Here is a 14050-nt window from a genome sequence, read left to right on the forward strand (position 1 = left end):
CCCTAACAAGTGTTTGGTAGGTTAGCGTGGCGGTATGACAGGCGTCGAGAGTCCGGCATACGTCCCCGGGCACGGGCTGCTGAAGGGGCGCACCGCCGTCGTCACCGCCGCCGCCGGCGCGGGCATCGGCGGGGCCACCGCGCGCCGCTTCCTCCAGGAGGGCGCCCGCGTGCTGATCAGCGACGCGCACACGCGGCGGCTGAAGGAGTACGAGGCCGAGCTGGCCGGGGAGTTCGGCGCCGGGGCGGTGGCCGCGCTGGCGTGCGACGTCACCGACGAGGCACAGGTGCGGGCCCTGTTCGACGCGGCTGTCGCGGCCCACGGACGCCTGGACGTCGTCGTCAACAACGCGGGCCTGGGCGGCACTTCGGACCTCGTCGACATGAGCGACGAGCAGTGGTCGAAGGTGCTGGACGTGACGTTGAACGGCACCTTCCGCTGCACCCGCGCCGCCCTGCGCGCCATGCGTAGGACCGGCGGCGGCGTGATCGTCAACAACGCCTCCGTCGTCGGCTGGCGCGCCCAGGCCGGGCAGGCGCACTACGCGGCGGCCAAGGCGGGGGTGATGGCGCTGACCCGGTGCGCGGCGATCGAGGCCGCCGAGTACGGCGTGCGGGTCAACGCGGTCTCGCCGAGCCTCGCCATGCACCCGCACCTCGTGAAGGTGACGACGCCGGAGCTGCTGGCGGAACTCACCGCGCGCGAGGCCTTCGGCCGGTACGCCGAGCCCTGGGAGGTGGCTAACGTGATCGTGTTCCTGGCCTCGGACTACTCCTCGTACATGACGGGCGAGGTCGTCTCCGTGAGCAGCCAGCATGCGTAGCGGCGGTGGCACAGGAGGCCGGGGCGGTGGCGCGACAATGGTCCCGTGCCGACCAAGAAGAAGCCCCCGGTGACCGCCGCCCCGGCCCGCCGTCGTGAACTCCTCGACACGGCGGCCGAGGTCTTCGCCGAACAGGGGTACAACGCCACCACCGTACGGAAGATCGCGGACCACGCGGGCATGCTCGCGGGCAGCCTCTACTACCACTTCGACTCCAAGGAATCGATGCTGGAGGAGATCCTGCGGACCTTCCTCGACGAGCTGTGGGGCGGCTACGACACCGTCCTGGACGCCGAGTTGAGTCCGCGAGAGACGCTTGAGGCCCTGGTCACCGAGTCGTTCCGGGAGATCGACCGGCACCGTGCCGCCGTCGCGATCTACCAGAAGGAGAGCAAGCACCTGGTCGCGCAGGAGCGGTTCGCGTTCCTCGCCGAGTCGCAGCGCAAGTTCGAGAAGGCGTGGCTGTCCACGCTGGAGCGCGGGGTCGCCGCCCGGGTCTTCCGGGCCGACCTCGACGTCCGGCTCACCTACCGGTTCGTGCGCGACACCGTGTGGGTCGCCGCGTCCTGGTATCGGCCCGGCGGACAGCACAGCGCGGAGGAGATCGCCCGGCAGTACCTGTCGATGGTGCTGGACGGGATCGCCGTACGCACGTAACTCACGGGTCAGTATGGGGAGTTGACATGGCCGAGGCCTATATCGTCGAAGCGGTCCGGACGCCCGTCGGGCGGCGCGGGGGAGGGCTGAGCGGGGTGCATCCGGCCGACCTCGGGGCGCATGTGCTCCAGGCGCTGGTCGCACGCTCCGGGATCGATCCCGCAGCCGTCGAGGACGTCGTCTTCGGGTGTCTGGACGCGGTGGGGCCGCAGGCCGGGGACATCGCGCGGACCGCCTGGCTGGCGGCCGGGCTGCCCGAGGAGGTGCCGGGCGTGACGGTGGACCGGCAGTGCGGGTCCTCGCAGCAGGCCGTGCACTTCGCGGCCCAGGGTGTCCTGTCCGGCACCCAGGACCTGGTCGTCGCCGGGGGCGTCCAGAACATGTCGCTGATCCCCATCGCCTTCGCCTCCCGCCGGGCCGCCGAACCGCTCGGCCTCACGGAGGGCCCCTTCGCCGGCAGCGAGGGCTGGCGCGCGCGGTACGGCGCGCAGCCCGTCAACCAGTTCGCCGGGGCCGAGATGATCGCCGCGAAGTGGGGGATCACCAGGCAGGACCAGGAGGAGTTCGCGCTCCGCTCGCACCGGCGGGCCCTGCGCGCCATCGACGAGGGCCGCTTCGAGCGGGAGACGGTCGCCTACGGCCCGGCGACGGTCGACGAGGGCCCTCGCCGGGACACCTCCCTGGAGAAGATGGCCGGCCTGAAACCGGTCGTCGACGGCGGCACCATCACCGCCGCCTGCTCCTCCCAGGTCTCCGACGGCGCCGCCGCGATGCTGCTCGCCTCCGAACGGGCGGTGCGGGAGCACGGGTTGACGCCCCGCGCCCGCGTGCACCACCTCTCCGTCCGGGGCGAGGACCCGATCCGCATGCTCTCGGCCCCCATCCCGGCCACCGCCCACGCCCTGAAGAAGACCGGCCTCACCATCGACGCCATCGACCTCGTCGAGATCAACGAGGCCTTCGCGCCCGTCGTCCTCGCCTGGCTGAAGGAGACGGGCGCGGACCCCGACAAGGTCAACGTCAACGGCGGCGCGATCGCGCTGGGCCACCCCCTCGGCGCCACCGGCGTCAAACTCATGACCACCCTCCTGCACGAACTGGAGCGCACCGGCGGGCGGTTCGGCCTCCAGACGATGTGCGAGGGCGGCGGCCAGGCCAACGTGACCATCATCGAACGGCTCTGACGGGCCGGACCGGTTCAGCTGTCGGCCCGGACCAGCGCCCACAGCACCTCCTCGGCCTCCTTCATCACCCGCTGCACCAACTCCGCGCACGACGGCAGGTCGTCGATCACCCCGGCGACCTGTCCGGAGGCCATCACACCGAGATCCGTCCGCCCGTCCACCATCGACGCCTTGAGCAGCATCGGCGTGTTCGCGGCGAGCAGGACCTGGCTCCAGGACAGCTCCTTGCCGTGCTTCATGGCGAGGCCGTCACGGATCATCCGACGCCAGGTCAGCCCGGACAGCCGACGGAAGCCCGCCGCCCGGCGTACCGCCTGGAACAGACCCCTCGTGCGGCCGGAGCGCTCCAGCGTCTCCACCAACTCCGTGCGGAGCATGCGGTGCGGCAGGCCGTCCACCGCCCGTGTGACCGTGACGTCCTTGACCGTCGCCGCGAGATACGCCGCCTTCACCGCGTCCGGCACCGTCGAGTCCGAGGTGAGAAGGAAACGCGTGCCCATGGCGATGCCCGCCGCCCCGTACGCCAGCGCCGCGACCAGTCCCCGTCCGTCGAAGAAGCCGCCCGCCGCCACGACCGGTATGTCCACCGCGTCCACGACCTGCGGCAGCAACACCGTCGTCGCCACCTCCCCGGTGTGCCCGCCGCCCTCCCCGCCCTGCACGATCACCGCGTCCGCCCCCCAGGCCGCGACCTTCTCCGCGTGCCGCCGCGCCCCGATCGACGGGATCACGACGACCCCCGCCTCCTTCAGCTCGGCGATCAGCTCGGCGGACGGAGCGAGCGCGAAGGACGCGACCCGTACGCCCTCCTCGATCATGATCCGTACCCGGTCCCCGGCGTCCGCCGCGTCCGCGCGCAGATTCACCCCGAACGGCGCCTGCGTACGGGACTTGACCTCGCGGACCGCCTCCCGCAGCCGGTCGGTGCCCATGGTCGCGGAGGCCAGAATGCCCAGCGCGCCCGCGTTCGCCGCGGCCGACACCAGGCGTGGTCCCGCCACCCAGCCCATGCCCGTCTGCACGATCGGATGCCGGACCCCGACCAGCCGGGTCAGCGCGGTCTCCATCAGGTGCCGACCTCTCTGCGGCGGGTGTCCGAGGGGTCGACGACCTCACGGATCAACCGCAGCTCCTCGGGGGTGGGTTCGCGGGTCGACGGCACCTCGTCCGGGACGGTCAGCTCGAAGCCGGTCGCCTCCCGGACCTGCTCCACCGTGACCCCCGGATGCAGCGAGGCCAGCCGCATCGAACGGTCGGGGGTCGCGAAGTCGAACACACCGAGATCGGACACGACCCGCGGGATCCGGTGGAAACGGGCCGTCCCCGGGTGCGCGGCGACCCGGTCGTACCCCACCCCGCACACCATGTCGACCTTCTCCACGAACACCCGCGGGGAGTGCCGGGGTATCCAGTAACTCGTCGGATTGTTCAGGGTGTTGATCGGCGCCCCGCGCACCCCGAGCAACTGCCGCTTCGGCCGCGCCCAGTCGCCGACGCACGAGATGTTCTGGTTGCCGTACCGGTCGATCTGGCTCGCGCCCATCATCACGTGCCGCCGTCCGCCGGACACCAGGGCCAGATGCTGCCGGTACGGCAACCAGCCCTCGGGCGTGCCGTCCGGACGGACCAACAGGGCCTCGCCATCGGTCAGCAGCAGGTCCGGGGTGAAGGTGAGCCGGGCGAGCCGGGCACCGACGGACGGGATCAGCCCCATCGGGCTGGCCAGGATCTCGCCCGCGTCACGCCAGGCCTCGGCACAGGCGATCACGCAGTACTCGGAGCGCCGGACGTCCGTGCCCATCTCCGCGTCCATCTCCTGCTCCATCACCCTTGCTCCTCCTGCCAGTTGCGCACCGCCGACCGGTAGGCCGCCTCGTCACCGGCGAGGAAGCGCTCGGCGAACTCCGCCCACGGCGTCGTCGCGTACAGCCGCTGGAACTCCTCGTCCCTGCCGTGGTCGGGAGCGCACGACGTGAAGTGGGCACCGCCCGGAGCCTCGACGACCCCGGTCACGCTCAGCCGCTTGACGAGCAGGGACTGTGGCGCCGCCTCCTTCGTCAACTCGGCCGTGTCCACGATCCGTTCGCAGGAGACATAGGCCGCGTCCGCCGCCTCGCAGAACAGGTCGTCGAAGTACGGGTCCGGGCCCAGATACTGACCGTTGCCCAGCCGGTCGGCGCGGTTGACGTGCACCAGGGCCGCGTCGAGGCGCAGGGCCGGCATCGCCACGAAGGTCTCCCCGTCGTCGTACGGCGAAGTGACCGTCCGCAGGCCTGGGTTGACCCGCATGACGTCCGAGCCGATGCCCGCGCGCACCGGCAGGAACGGCAGCCGGTTCGCCGCCGCGTGCAGGCCCCACATGAACATGCCCTCGTCGACCTCCGTCAGCTCGAACGCCCCGCGCTCACGCGCCGCCCGGTAGTGCGGTTCGAGCGGGACGGAGTCGAGGGTGACGAAGGGCGCCACCAGCTTGCGGACCCGGCCGGCCGCCACCAGCATCCCGACGTCCGGGCCGCCGTACGACACCAGCGTGAGATCGCCGATGTCGCTCCGCAGCAGCGCTCTGACCAGTGACATCGGCTTGCGCCGGGAACCCCAGCCGCCGATGCCCAGGGTCATGCCGCTCGCGAGTCGGGAGACGACCTCCTCGGCGGTCATCGTCTTGTCAGCCACGCTCGGCGCCCTCCTGCCCGAAGGTGTCACGGACCCGGTCGGCCACCCCGCTGACGCTCGCCTCGAACGTGAAGCCCTGCTCGAAGCGGTAGCTGCGGCGGACGTCGACGGGGTCGATGCCGTTGATCGCGGACTTGGCGAGCCGGATCAGCTCACCGTCCTTGGCGGCTATCTCCGCCGCCAACTCCAGCGCGGCGGACAGCAGTTCGGCGCGCGGTACGACCCGCCACACCGAGCCGTGCGCGTGCAGCTCGGCCGCCGTCGCCGTGCGCGAGGTGTAGTACAGGGCGCGCATCAGATGCTGGGGGACCAGCCGGGCCAGATGAGTGGCGGCGCCCAGCGCTCCCCGGTCGAGCTCGGGCAGCCCGAAGGTGGCGTCCTCGCTCGCCACGATCACGTCCGCGTTCCCCACCAGCCCGATGCCCCCGCCCAGACAGAAGCCCTGCACCGCCGCCACCACGGGCACCTCGCACTCGTACACCGCCGCGAACGCCTCGAAACAGCCCCGGTTCACCCCGACCAGGGCCGACTGCCCGCGCGCCTGTATCTCCTTGATGTCCACTCCCGCGTTGAACCCCCGCCCCTCGGCCGCCAGCACCACACAGCGCACGCCCGGGTCGCGGCCGGCCGCGCGCACGGCGTCGGCCAGCGCGAACCAGCCGTCCACCGGCAGCGCGTTCACCGGCGGGAAGTCGACCGTGACGACGGCAATCCCCTTTTCCGAGAAGGAGTTCGCGAAGGAGGTGGAGACACCCATGGACGCATCAGCTACCTTTCCACCAAACATTTGTTAGGTGCGATGCTTCGAAGCTAGCAGCCGGAGATTCAGAGCGGGAGGCCCTGTGGATAACTCGCACGCCCGGTCACTCGCCGGGAGAACCGTCCTCGTCACCGGCGGCACCCGAGGCGTCGGCGCCGGTATCGCGCGGGCCTTCGCGGACGCTGGTGCCGAGGTGCTGACCTGCGCGCGCAGACCACCCGAAAAGCCTGTCGAGGGAACGGAGTTCAGGCCCCTCGACCTCCGGAACCCGGACGCCGTAAGGGAGTTCTTCGCCGCCCTGCCCCGGCTCGACGTGCTCGTCAACAACGCGGGCGGCGCGCCGTACCGCCCCCTCGTCGACGCGGAGGCCGAACGCCACGCGCGGATCATCGAGTTGAACCTCCTCGCCCCGCTCACCGCCTCCCTCGCCGCCCACGACCACCTCAAGCGGACCGGGGGCTCGGTCGTGATGATCGGCAGCGTCAGTGGCAGCCGGCCCTCGCCCGGTTCGGCGGCGTACGGCGCGGCCAAGGCCGGACTGGAGAACCTGGCCCGCTCGATGGCGGTCGAGTGGGCGCCGGACATCCGCGTCAACACACTCGTCGTCGGCATGGTCCGCACGGAGCTCTCCCACCTGCACTACGGCGGCGAGGACGCCGTCGCGGCCGTCTCCCGCACCGTCCCGCTCGGCCGCCTTGCCGACCCCACCGACATCGGCGCCGCCGCCGTCTTCCTGGCCTCTCCCGCCGCCGCCTACATCAGCGGGGCGAGCCTCCTGGTCCACGGGGGCGGGGAGCGGCCCGCCTTCCTGGACGCCGCAACCGCCAACAAGGAGACGTGAGATGAGCCGAATCTGCGACGGCCGGGTCGTCGTCGTCACCGGCGCGGGCCGAGGCCTGGGCCGCGCCCACGCCCTCGCCTTCGCCGCCGAGGGCGCCCGGGTCGTCGTCAACGACCTCGGCGTCGGCCTCGACGGCACCCCGGACCCCGACAGCCCGGCCGCGCGGGTCGTCGCCGAGATCCGCGCGAGGGGCGGTGAGGCGGTGGCCCACGGCGGCGACATCGCCACGGCCGAGGGCGCCGCGTCCCTGGTGACGACCGCCCTGGAGACCTACGGCCGGCTCGACACCCTTGTCAACAACGCGGGTTACCTGCGCGACCGCATGCTCGTCAACCTCGACGAGGACGACTGGGACGCGGTGCTGCGTGTCCACCTCAAGGGTCATTTCCTGCCCCTTAAACACGCCGCCGCGCACTGGCGCGCCGAGACCAAGGCTGGTCGCACACCCACCGCCCGGATCATCAACACCAGCAGCGGAGCAGGCCTGTTGGGCTCGGTCGGACAGGGCAACTACAGCGCCGCCAAGGCCGGCATCATCGGCCTCACCCTGGTCGCCTCCGCCGAACTGGCCCGCTACGGCGTCCAGGTCAACGCGATCGCCCCCGCCGCGCGCACCCGCATGACGGAAAGCACATTCGCCGAGACCATGACGGCACCCGACTCCGGCTTCGACGCGATGGCCCCGGAGAACGTCTCCCCGCTGGTCGTATGGCTCGGCTCCGCCGCGAGCGCGGGCGTCACCGGGCGGGTCTTCGAGGCGGAGGGCGGCCGGATCACCGTGATGGAGGGCTGGCGGGCGGGGCCGAGCGCGGACAAAGGGGCGCGGTGGAGTGCGGGGGAGGCGGGGGAGACGGCGTTGAAGCTGTTGGCGGAGGCGGGGGTGCCGGGGGCGGTGTACGGGGCGTAGGGGGGAGGGGTTTGCACCGGGCAACCTGAACGCACCCGGCACCCAGACCTACGTGTCGCACTCCAACACCGTCCGGCACAGCGAACACCGCGCCCGTACCCTCCCCCGCACCGGCACCCTGATCCGCTGATGACAGGTGGGGCACGGGAAGGACACCCGCAGGCTGCCCCGCTCGTCCCCGCTGAAGGCGTACGGCACGCCTGTCTGGACGCCGGGCGCGTGCCGCCGGTCGTGGGCGTACCGGCGCCGCCCGGCCCACCCCGCCGCCGTCAGCGGAGGCTGCTGCTCGTCGCGCCGGGCCCGGGCCATGCCCTTGCCGTACGCCGTGTAGGCCTGCGGGCTGGTGAACCACACCGAGGGATCCTCACCGAAGACCAGGGCCCGCTTGGCGAGGACGTACCCGAACTCCTCCGGCGTGAGATAGCCGAGCTTCTGCGAGGACGCCGAGTCCTCCCTGTACGCGTCCAGCAGCAGCCACCCCGCCCCGAGATAGGTCGCCGCCGTGTCCGTGAGGATCTCGTTCTCGCGGGTGCCGGGGAAGGACAGGTCGAGGCGGTGCAGATAGACATGCATGACCTCGTGCGCGAGCGCCGCGCCGATGTCCCGGCGATGGGTGCGGAACCGGTCGTTCAGCTCGATGAAGTACTCGGGCCCGGCGGTGAGTTCGACGTTCGCCGCATGGGTCATCTCCCGGAAGCTGACGATCGGCCGGGCGTCGGGGAGCCGGTAGTGCCGGACCATCTCGCGGGCCACCCGCTGCGCCCCCAGATGCAGGTCGTCCGTGTCGCAGAAGGCCACGTCGACGGGGGCCACACTGGTCGCGAACGTCTGGACGGTGTCGTAGGACAACCGCTTGTAGAGCGCGGTGATGGCGTCCCGCACCGTGTCCAGATGCGGGAAGCCGTGCTCGACCGGTCCGTCGTCCGCCACGTCCGCAACCCCCAAAGACGCCCTGAACCCACCACCACTCTAAGCCGAGGGGAGCGGATACAGGCCCTCGATATTTCCCTGACAGATCACGGCGGCGAGGGCTATGCTCCCCGCGATGACGACGATGACGACTCACTCCGTTGACAGAATGGGGGTCCCGTCCGCGCAAGGTGAGTGCTGATGCACCTTCACCCCGCGAGCGGGAGTTCCCGACCTTCCTTCTGGCCGCGCGTGCGCGAGTTCGCCGTGCCGCCCTCCATGATCGAGACCGCCACGGCCCGCCGCCGTGCCGGGGACTGGGCGGGCGCCTGCGCCGCCGCGGGGGTCGACCTCGATCTCGATCTACGGTCCGTGACCCGCGCCCACGGCCGGGAGCTGGCGGCCCGGCTGCGCGCCGACCTCCGCCGACTTGCCCCCGACCTGCTGCGCTGGCATCTGCCGAGGGTCGCCCCCGACGGACTGCTGCGCCCGGGACTGACCCTCACCCTGGCCCGCTACGGGGACGACGGCCCACGTCCGCCGCACCTGGTGGCCCGGACGCCACCGGCCTGGGCGGACGGCGGTCAGCGGATCAGCCTCGCGCTGTGGGACGGCACCCGCCGCGAGGCCGCCGACCGCCGGCATCCGCATCCCCGGCCGAGCCGACGCTTCCGCCTCGACCTGCATCGGCACCTGTGGGACGCGGACCGGAGCGGTGAACTGCGGGCCCGGTCCGGGGCAGACCGGCCGTCCACCGACGGTCCGCCGAGGGTTCCGGATCTGCTGGAGACGGTGCCGGAGGCACGCCACTGCGCCGTCGACCGGTGGGCGGACGAGGTGGCGATCCTGCTCCGCGCCGAGGGGCGGACGGACGGCACCGTCACCATGCGGTTCGGGGCCCGGCACCGGTTCGCGCTGACCCTGGACCCGGGCGCGGACACCCTCCGGATCGCACCCGAACCGACGGACGGCAGCACCGCCGCCCTGCCGGTCCTGCCCGACGCGGCGACCTGGGTACCGCCCGACCTCGAACTGCTCCGCACCGGCGCGATCGAGCCCGGCCGACTGCATCCCCTGGTCGCCGCCGCACTGACCCCCGACCGCCCCCGGCCGGACGGTTCCGCACGGACCCCGGACCGGGCACCAGGCCAACCGCACCTGGTCGACTGCCGGGGCGCCCGGCACCGGATCGGACTGGTCGACGGAGTCCTCGCACCCCTGGACCACGATCCGGCCGAACTCCGGCGCGAGGAACTGCTGGTCGCGCTGACCGGCACTCCGCTGCCCTGCCTCCAGGCCATCGACGAGGCCCACCGCCGCCCGGACTGCCTCACCGGCGTCCGCGAACGCCTCATCCACGGTGACACCGCCGGCGCGCTGGCCGTCGTAGAGGGACTGCTCGGTCCCGACGCGATGCTGCGCGGCGGCGCGTTGCGGGACGAACTCGAAGCGGCGGCACAGCGGCGGCTCGCGTACGGACTGTTCCGGGCGGGCCTGGCCGACCCCGCACCCCGAACCGGCCGCGCCTACCCGGGACTTGAGCATCCCCGGAACCACCGCCACCGCTGACCGTACGGGCCTTCGCCCGAGCACGCCCCAGCCCACCCCAACCCCAAAGGTGACCACACATGCCCACACGCACCCTGTACGCCGCTGCCGACGCCCCCTCCGAGACGCCCCAACTCGACATCGCGGGCGACCTGTTGACCCTCCTGCGTGACACCACCACCGAACCCCGCCCCGACATCCAACTGGAGGCCCTGACCCTGGCCGTCGCCGCCGACCTCCCCGTGCTGCTGTGGGGCGAGCCGGGCATCGGCAAGACGGCGGCCCTGACCCAGCTCGCCGCGGCCCTGGACCTGCCGCTGACCACGGTGATCGCCAGCGTCCACGAACCGTCCGACTTCTCCGGGCTGCCCGTCGTCGGCGACGATCCCGCCGAGCAGGGCGTCCCGATGGCCCCGCCGGACTGGGCCGTACGGCTGGTGCGGGCGGGCCGGGGGCTGCTGTTCCTGGACGAGTTGTCGACCGCGCCGCCCGCCGTGCAGGCCGCGCTGCTGCGGCTGGTGCTGGAGCGGCGGATCGGTGCGCTGCGGCTGCCGCCGGGGGTGCGGATCGTGGCCGCCGCCAACCCGCGGTCCTCGGCGGCCGACGGCTGGGAGCTGAGCCCGCCGCTGGCCAACCGGTTCGTGCACCTCCAGTGGACCCACGACCACGAGGTCGTCGTACGCGGCCTCGGCGGCACCTGGCCCCGGGCGACCCTGCCGCGTCTCGACCCGGAGGCGCTGCCGGGGGCCGTGGACTTCGCGCGCCGCGCGGTGTGCGGGCTGCTCACCGGCCGGCCCAAGCTCGTCCACCAACTGCCCGGCAGCGAGACCAGGCGGGGCGGTGCCTGGCCGTCGCCCCGGAGCTGGGAGACGGCCCTGGGCCTGATCGCGTTCGCGACCGCGGCCGGCTCCTCCCGGGAAGTGCTGTCCCTGCTGGTCAGAGGAGCGGTGGGGGACGGTCCGGGGCTGGAACTGCTGGCCCATGTGGACCGGATGGACCTTCCCGACCCCGAGACGTTCCTCGCCGATCCGACCGCCGGTGAGCTGCCCGAGCGCGGAGATCTGCGCCAGGCCGTGCTCGACGCGGTGGTGGCCGCGGTCCGCAACCGTCCCGACCGGGCGCGCTGGGACGCGGCCTGGGCGCTCCTGGTCCGGGCGCTGGAGACCGGAGCCCCCGACCTGGTCGTCGTCCCCGCGACCACCCTCGCCTCGCTGCGCCGGGAGGACTGGGCCGTCCCCGAGTCCATCGAGCGGCTCGCCGGAGTGGTCACCCTGTCGCAGCGCGCGGACCGAGCCGCGGTAGCCGCGAAGGGCAGCCGCCGATGACCGCGGACCCGGCGACTGGCCCCGCCCCCGCCCCCGCCTCCTCCCTCGATCTCGACTTCGAGAAGCTCTTCGCCGCCCGCCTCTACGCCGCCCGGGTCCGCCCCTACCTCGCCACCGCCCTGTTCGCCCTGCACCCGGTCGAGTCGCGGCAGGTACCGACGATGGCCGTCGACCGCCACTGGCGCTGCTACGTCTCGCCGGGCTTCGTGGACCGCATGTCGGTCGAGGACCTGGCCGGGGTGTGGGTCCACGAGGTCTCGCACCTGCTGCGCGACCACCACGGGCGCAGTGACCGGGTCGCCCGGGAGCGCGAACTGACCGGCGCGGGGGAGCGGTTGCGGATGAACATCGCCGCCGACTTCGAGATCAACGACGACGTGTACGGCGAGGGCCTGGTCACCCCCGAAGGAGCCGTCCAGCCGGGGCTGCTCGGACTGCCCGTGGGGAACCTGATGGAGGACTACCTGCGCTGGTTCCAACTGGGCTCGCGTACCAAGGACCTGGCCTGGCTGGACTGCGGCAGTGGCGCCGACGGCCTCGACCGGGGCTGGGACCTGGGACCGGACGGCGCGCACGGGCTCAGCGAGCAGCAGCGCGACGCGGTCCGCTTCCGGGTGGCCCAGGGCATCACCGGCCGCCCCGGCAGCGCCCCCAGCGGCTGGCGGCGATGGGCGGAGGAGGCGTTCCATCCGCCGCAGCCCTGGCGGGAGTTGCTGGGCGCGGCGATCCGCTCGGCGGTCTCCGGTCCCGGCGCCGGCGAGGACTACACCTACGGCAGGCCCGCGCGCCGCTCGGCCGGGCTGCCCGGGGTGGTGCTGCCCAGCCTGCGCCGCCGGCCGCCCCGGGTCTGCGTGGTCATCGACACCTCCGGGTCGGTCAGCGACGCCGAGTTGGGCAGCGCGCTGCTCGAAGTCGCCGCGATCTCCCGGGCCGTCGGTGGCCGCCGCGACCTGGTCACCGTGGTGCCGTGCGACGCGGCGGCCCAGGTCGCACAACCGCTGTGCCGCGCCGAGGGGATCGAGCTGCTGGGCGGTGGCGGCACGGACCTGCGCACCGGCTTCGCCAAGGCACTGCGCACCCACCCCCGCCCCGACGCCGTCGTCGTCCTCACCGACGGCCAGACCCCCTGGCCGGAGTCACGCCCGCCGTGCCGGACGGTGGTGGGCCTGTTTCCGCGCGGGTACGGGGGCGGGTACTACGACGAGCGCAACCCCGACTACGTGCCGGACACACCGCCCGACTGGGCGCGGGTGGTCGAGATCGGGTCGGCCCCCGTCTCCCGGTGACCGCTCGGCGCGGCTACGTCGAGCCGAAGCGGCCCGCGGCAACCCTCTCGGACGCGAGATGATCGAGTGGCCGTACGCCACGTAGGGTGGTCGCCCATGACCACCAGCACCAACGGAACCGGTGACGTCGACCCCGCCGTGCGCGAGGAACTCGCCCGGCTGCGCGACAGCATCGACAACATCGACGCGGCCGTCGTCCACATGCTCGCCGAACGCTTCAAGGCCACCCAGCAGGTCGGTTTCCTCAAGGCCGCCCACCAACTGCCGCCCGCCGATCCGGCCCGCGAGGCCCGCCAGATCGAGCGGCTGCGGGCGCTGGCCGAAAACGCCAAGCTCGACCCGGCGTTCGCGGAGAAGTTCCTCAACTTCATCATCGCCGAGGTGATCAGGCACCACGAGCGCATCGCGGAGGACACCGTGAACGGCGGTTCACCCACGGCGAACTGACCCCGTCACTCCGGCAATTGGGCGTGACAGCGGGGTGGGTTCGGGGCGATGCTGCGCTGTGCACTTGCTTGTGCACTCCTCGTCAGCCGACGGGCACACCCCGTCAGCGCCTGCGTCATAAGCTGGTTGTCCCACGCCGGGAGGGACGTCGGGCCATGCCGTCGGATGCCAAGATCCTCATCGTCGACGACCATGAGGACACGTTGTACGCGCTGGAGAGCGCCCTGGCCCCGCTGGGCTATCTGCTCGCCCGTGCCACCAGCGGCGACGAGGCGCTCAAGCAGGTGCTCCGCGGCCAGGTCGGGCTCCTCCTGCTCGACGTCCGCATGCCCGGCGTCAGCGGCCTCGACGTCGTCCGCTATCTGCGCCGCCTCGAACAGACCCAGCACATCCCCGTCCTCCTCCTCACCGGCTTCGGCCTCGACCCCGAACTGACCGCCGCCGCCTTCGCCCTCGGCGTCGCCGACCTCGTCACCAAACCCGTCGACCCCTGGACCCTGCGCACCAAGGTCCGCTACCTCTACGACGCGCACCAGCGCCACCAGGCCCTCGAACAGGAGGTCCGCGAACTGCGCGCCCTCCTCAAGGATCCGCCCGAACCCCGCCGGGCCCTGCCCCACCCGGACGCGCGCGTGCCCCTCCAGCGCGACGCGCAGAACCCCGCCCCCGCCACCGAGCGGACATAAGCCG

15 protein-coding genes are annotated in these 14050 nt (G+C 72.6%); 10 read left to right on the plus strand and 5 right to left on the minus strand.

Annotation, left to right across the window (positions count from 1 at the left end):
• Window positions 1–34: 34 nt before the first annotated feature.
• From AB0M63_RS30000 to AB0M63_RS30010, 3 genes are read left to right on the plus strand one after another with little or no spacing between them, the layout of a single operon-like run.
• Window positions 35–823, plus strand: a complete 789-nt coding sequence (locus AB0M63_RS30000) for an SDR family oxidoreductase (RefSeq protein WP_366021636.1) — start codon at window positions 35–37, stop codon at window positions 821–823.
• A gap of 45 nt (window positions 824–868) precedes the next feature.
• On the plus strand, window positions 869–1480 hold the full coding sequence (locus tag AB0M63_RS30005) for a TetR/AcrR family transcriptional regulator (RefSeq protein WP_366021637.1): 612 nt from the start codon (window positions 869–871) through the stop codon (window positions 1478–1480).
• 26 nt (window positions 1481–1506) lie between these two features.
• Window positions 1507–2664: an acetyl-CoA C-acetyltransferase gene (locus tag AB0M63_RS30010; RefSeq protein ID WP_366021638.1), complete on the plus strand. Its 1158-nt coding sequence runs from the start codon at window positions 1507–1509 to the stop codon at window positions 2662–2664.
• Between the two features lie 14 nt (window positions 2665–2678).
• Here the strand turns inward: AB0M63_RS30010 and AB0M63_RS30015 are convergent, their stop codons facing one another.
• The 4 genes from AB0M63_RS30015 to AB0M63_RS30030 are packed head-to-tail and all read right to left on the minus strand — an operon-like array spanning window position 2679 to window position 6094.
• On the minus strand, window positions 2679–3731 hold the full coding sequence (locus AB0M63_RS30015) for a nitronate monooxygenase (RefSeq protein ID WP_366021639.1): 1053 nt from the start codon (window positions 3729–3731) through the stop codon (window positions 2679–2681).
• Entirely contained in the window at window positions 3731–4489 is a 759-nt protein-coding gene (locus AB0M63_RS30020; RefSeq protein WP_366021640.1) for a CoA-transferase, read from the minus strand. Before AB0M63_RS30020 ends, AB0M63_RS30015 begins: the two co-directional genes overlap by 1 nt.
• Entirely contained in the window at window positions 4489–5337 is an 849-nt protein-coding gene (locus tag AB0M63_RS30025; RefSeq protein ID WP_355912438.1) for a CoA-transferase, read from the minus strand. The genes AB0M63_RS30020 and AB0M63_RS30025 overlap by 1 nt, the downstream gene beginning before the upstream one ends.
• Window positions 5330–6094, minus strand: coding sequence for an enoyl-CoA hydratase family protein (locus tag AB0M63_RS30030; protein WP_366021641.1), 765 nt, complete (start codon window positions 6092–6094; stop codon window positions 5330–5332). The genes AB0M63_RS30025 and AB0M63_RS30030 overlap by 8 nt, the downstream gene beginning before the upstream one ends.
• Before the next feature lie 85 nt (window positions 6095–6179).
• Between AB0M63_RS30030 and AB0M63_RS30035 the strand changes: the two genes are divergently transcribed.
• A complete protein-coding gene (locus AB0M63_RS30035) occupies window positions 6180–6938 on the plus strand; it encodes an SDR family oxidoreductase (RefSeq protein ID WP_366021642.1) in 759 nt (252 codons plus the stop codon).
• A 1-nt stretch (window position 6939) separates the two neighbouring features.
• The gene (locus AB0M63_RS30040) at window positions 6940–7845 is read left to right on the plus strand and encodes an SDR family oxidoreductase (protein ID WP_366021643.1); all 906 of its coding nucleotides are present in this window, start codon (window positions 6940–6942) and stop codon (window positions 7843–7845) included.
• A gap of 48 nt (window positions 7846–7893) precedes the next feature.
• Here the strand turns inward: AB0M63_RS30040 and AB0M63_RS30045 are convergent, their stop codons facing one another.
• A complete protein-coding gene (locus tag AB0M63_RS30045) occupies window positions 7894–8775 on the minus strand; it encodes a hypothetical protein (protein ID WP_366021644.1) in 882 nt (293 codons plus the stop codon).
• A gap of 180 nt (window positions 8776–8955) precedes the next feature.
• On the opposite strand from AB0M63_RS30045, the gene AB0M63_RS30050 reads away from it, so the two are divergent.
• The 5 genes from AB0M63_RS30050 to AB0M63_RS30070 all read left to right on the plus strand — a co-directional run bounded on the left by AB0M63_RS30050 (window position 8956) and on the right by AB0M63_RS30070 (window position 14046).
• Window positions 8956–10323 (plus strand): hypothetical protein, encoded by a 1368-nt coding sequence (locus AB0M63_RS30050; RefSeq protein WP_366021645.1) that lies wholly within the window; start codon window positions 8956–8958, stop codon window positions 10321–10323.
• A gap of 59 nt (window positions 10324–10382) precedes the next feature.
• A complete protein-coding gene (locus AB0M63_RS30055; protein WP_355912421.1) occupies window positions 10383–11627 on the plus strand; it encodes an AAA family ATPase in 1245 nt (414 codons plus the stop codon).
• Entirely contained in the window at window positions 11624–12913 is a 1290-nt protein-coding gene (locus AB0M63_RS30060; RefSeq protein ID WP_355912418.1) for a VWA-like domain-containing protein, read from the plus strand. Before AB0M63_RS30055 ends, AB0M63_RS30060 begins: the two co-directional genes overlap by 4 nt.
• A 96-nt stretch (window positions 12914–13009) precedes the next feature.
• Window positions 13010–13360 carry a chorismate mutase gene (locus tag AB0M63_RS30065; protein ID WP_355912415.1) on the plus strand — a complete coding sequence of 117 codons (351 nt, stop codon included), beginning with the start codon at window positions 13010–13012 and terminating at the stop codon, window positions 13358–13360.
• Window positions 13361–13515: 155 nt separating this feature from the next.
• Entirely contained in the window at window positions 13516–14046 is a 531-nt protein-coding gene (locus AB0M63_RS30070) for a response regulator (RefSeq protein ID WP_355912412.1), read from the plus strand.
• Window positions 14047–14050: the final 4 nt, after the last annotated feature.

This window comes from Streptomyces sp. NPDC051576 (genome assembly GCF_040681835.1).
In the GTDB taxonomy this organism is placed as follows: domain Bacteria; phylum Actinomycetota; class Actinomycetes; order Streptomycetales; family Streptomycetaceae; genus Streptomyces.

Bases quoted from the DNA above. Each gene is read 5' to 3' on its own strand.
- AB0M63_RS30065 (WP_355912415.1), top strand. From the start codon at position 13,010: ATGACCACCAGCACCAACGGAACCGGTGACGTCGACCCCGCCGTGCGC.
- AB0M63_RS30050 (WP_366021645.1), top strand. From the start codon at position 8,956: ATGCACCTTCACCCCGCGAGCGGGAGTTCCCGACCTTCCTTCTGGCCG.
- AB0M63_RS30030 (WP_366021641.1), bottom strand. From the start codon at position 6,094: ATGGGTGTCTCCACCTCCTTCGCGAACTCCTTCTCGGAAAAGGGGATT.
- AB0M63_RS30015 (WP_366021639.1), bottom strand. From the start codon at position 3,731: ATGGAGACCGCGCTGACCCGGCTGGTCGGGGTCCGGCATCCGATCGTG.
- AB0M63_RS30070 (WP_355912412.1), top strand. From the start codon at position 13,516: ATGCCGTCGGATGCCAAGATCCTCATCGTCGACGACCATGAGGACACG.
- AB0M63_RS30055 (WP_355912421.1), top strand. From the start codon at position 10,383: ATGCCCACACGCACCCTGTACGCCGCTGCCGACGCCCCCTCCGAGACG.
- AB0M63_RS30060 (WP_355912418.1), top strand. From the start codon at position 11,624: ATGACCGCGGACCCGGCGACTGGCCCCGCCCCCGCCCCCGCCTCCTCC.
- AB0M63_RS30040 (WP_366021643.1), top strand. From the start codon at position 6,940: ATGAGCCGAATCTGCGACGGCCGGGTCGTCGTCGTCACCGGCGCGGGC.
- AB0M63_RS30020 (WP_366021640.1), bottom strand. From the start codon at position 4,489: ATGGAGCAGGAGATGGACGCGGAGATGGGCACGGACGTCCGGCGCTCC.
- AB0M63_RS30000 (WP_366021636.1), top strand. From the start codon at position 35: ATGACAGGCGTCGAGAGTCCGGCATACGTCCCCGGGCACGGGCTGCTG.
- AB0M63_RS30010 (WP_366021638.1), top strand. From the start codon at position 1,507: ATGGCCGAGGCCTATATCGTCGAAGCGGTCCGGACGCCCGTCGGGCGG.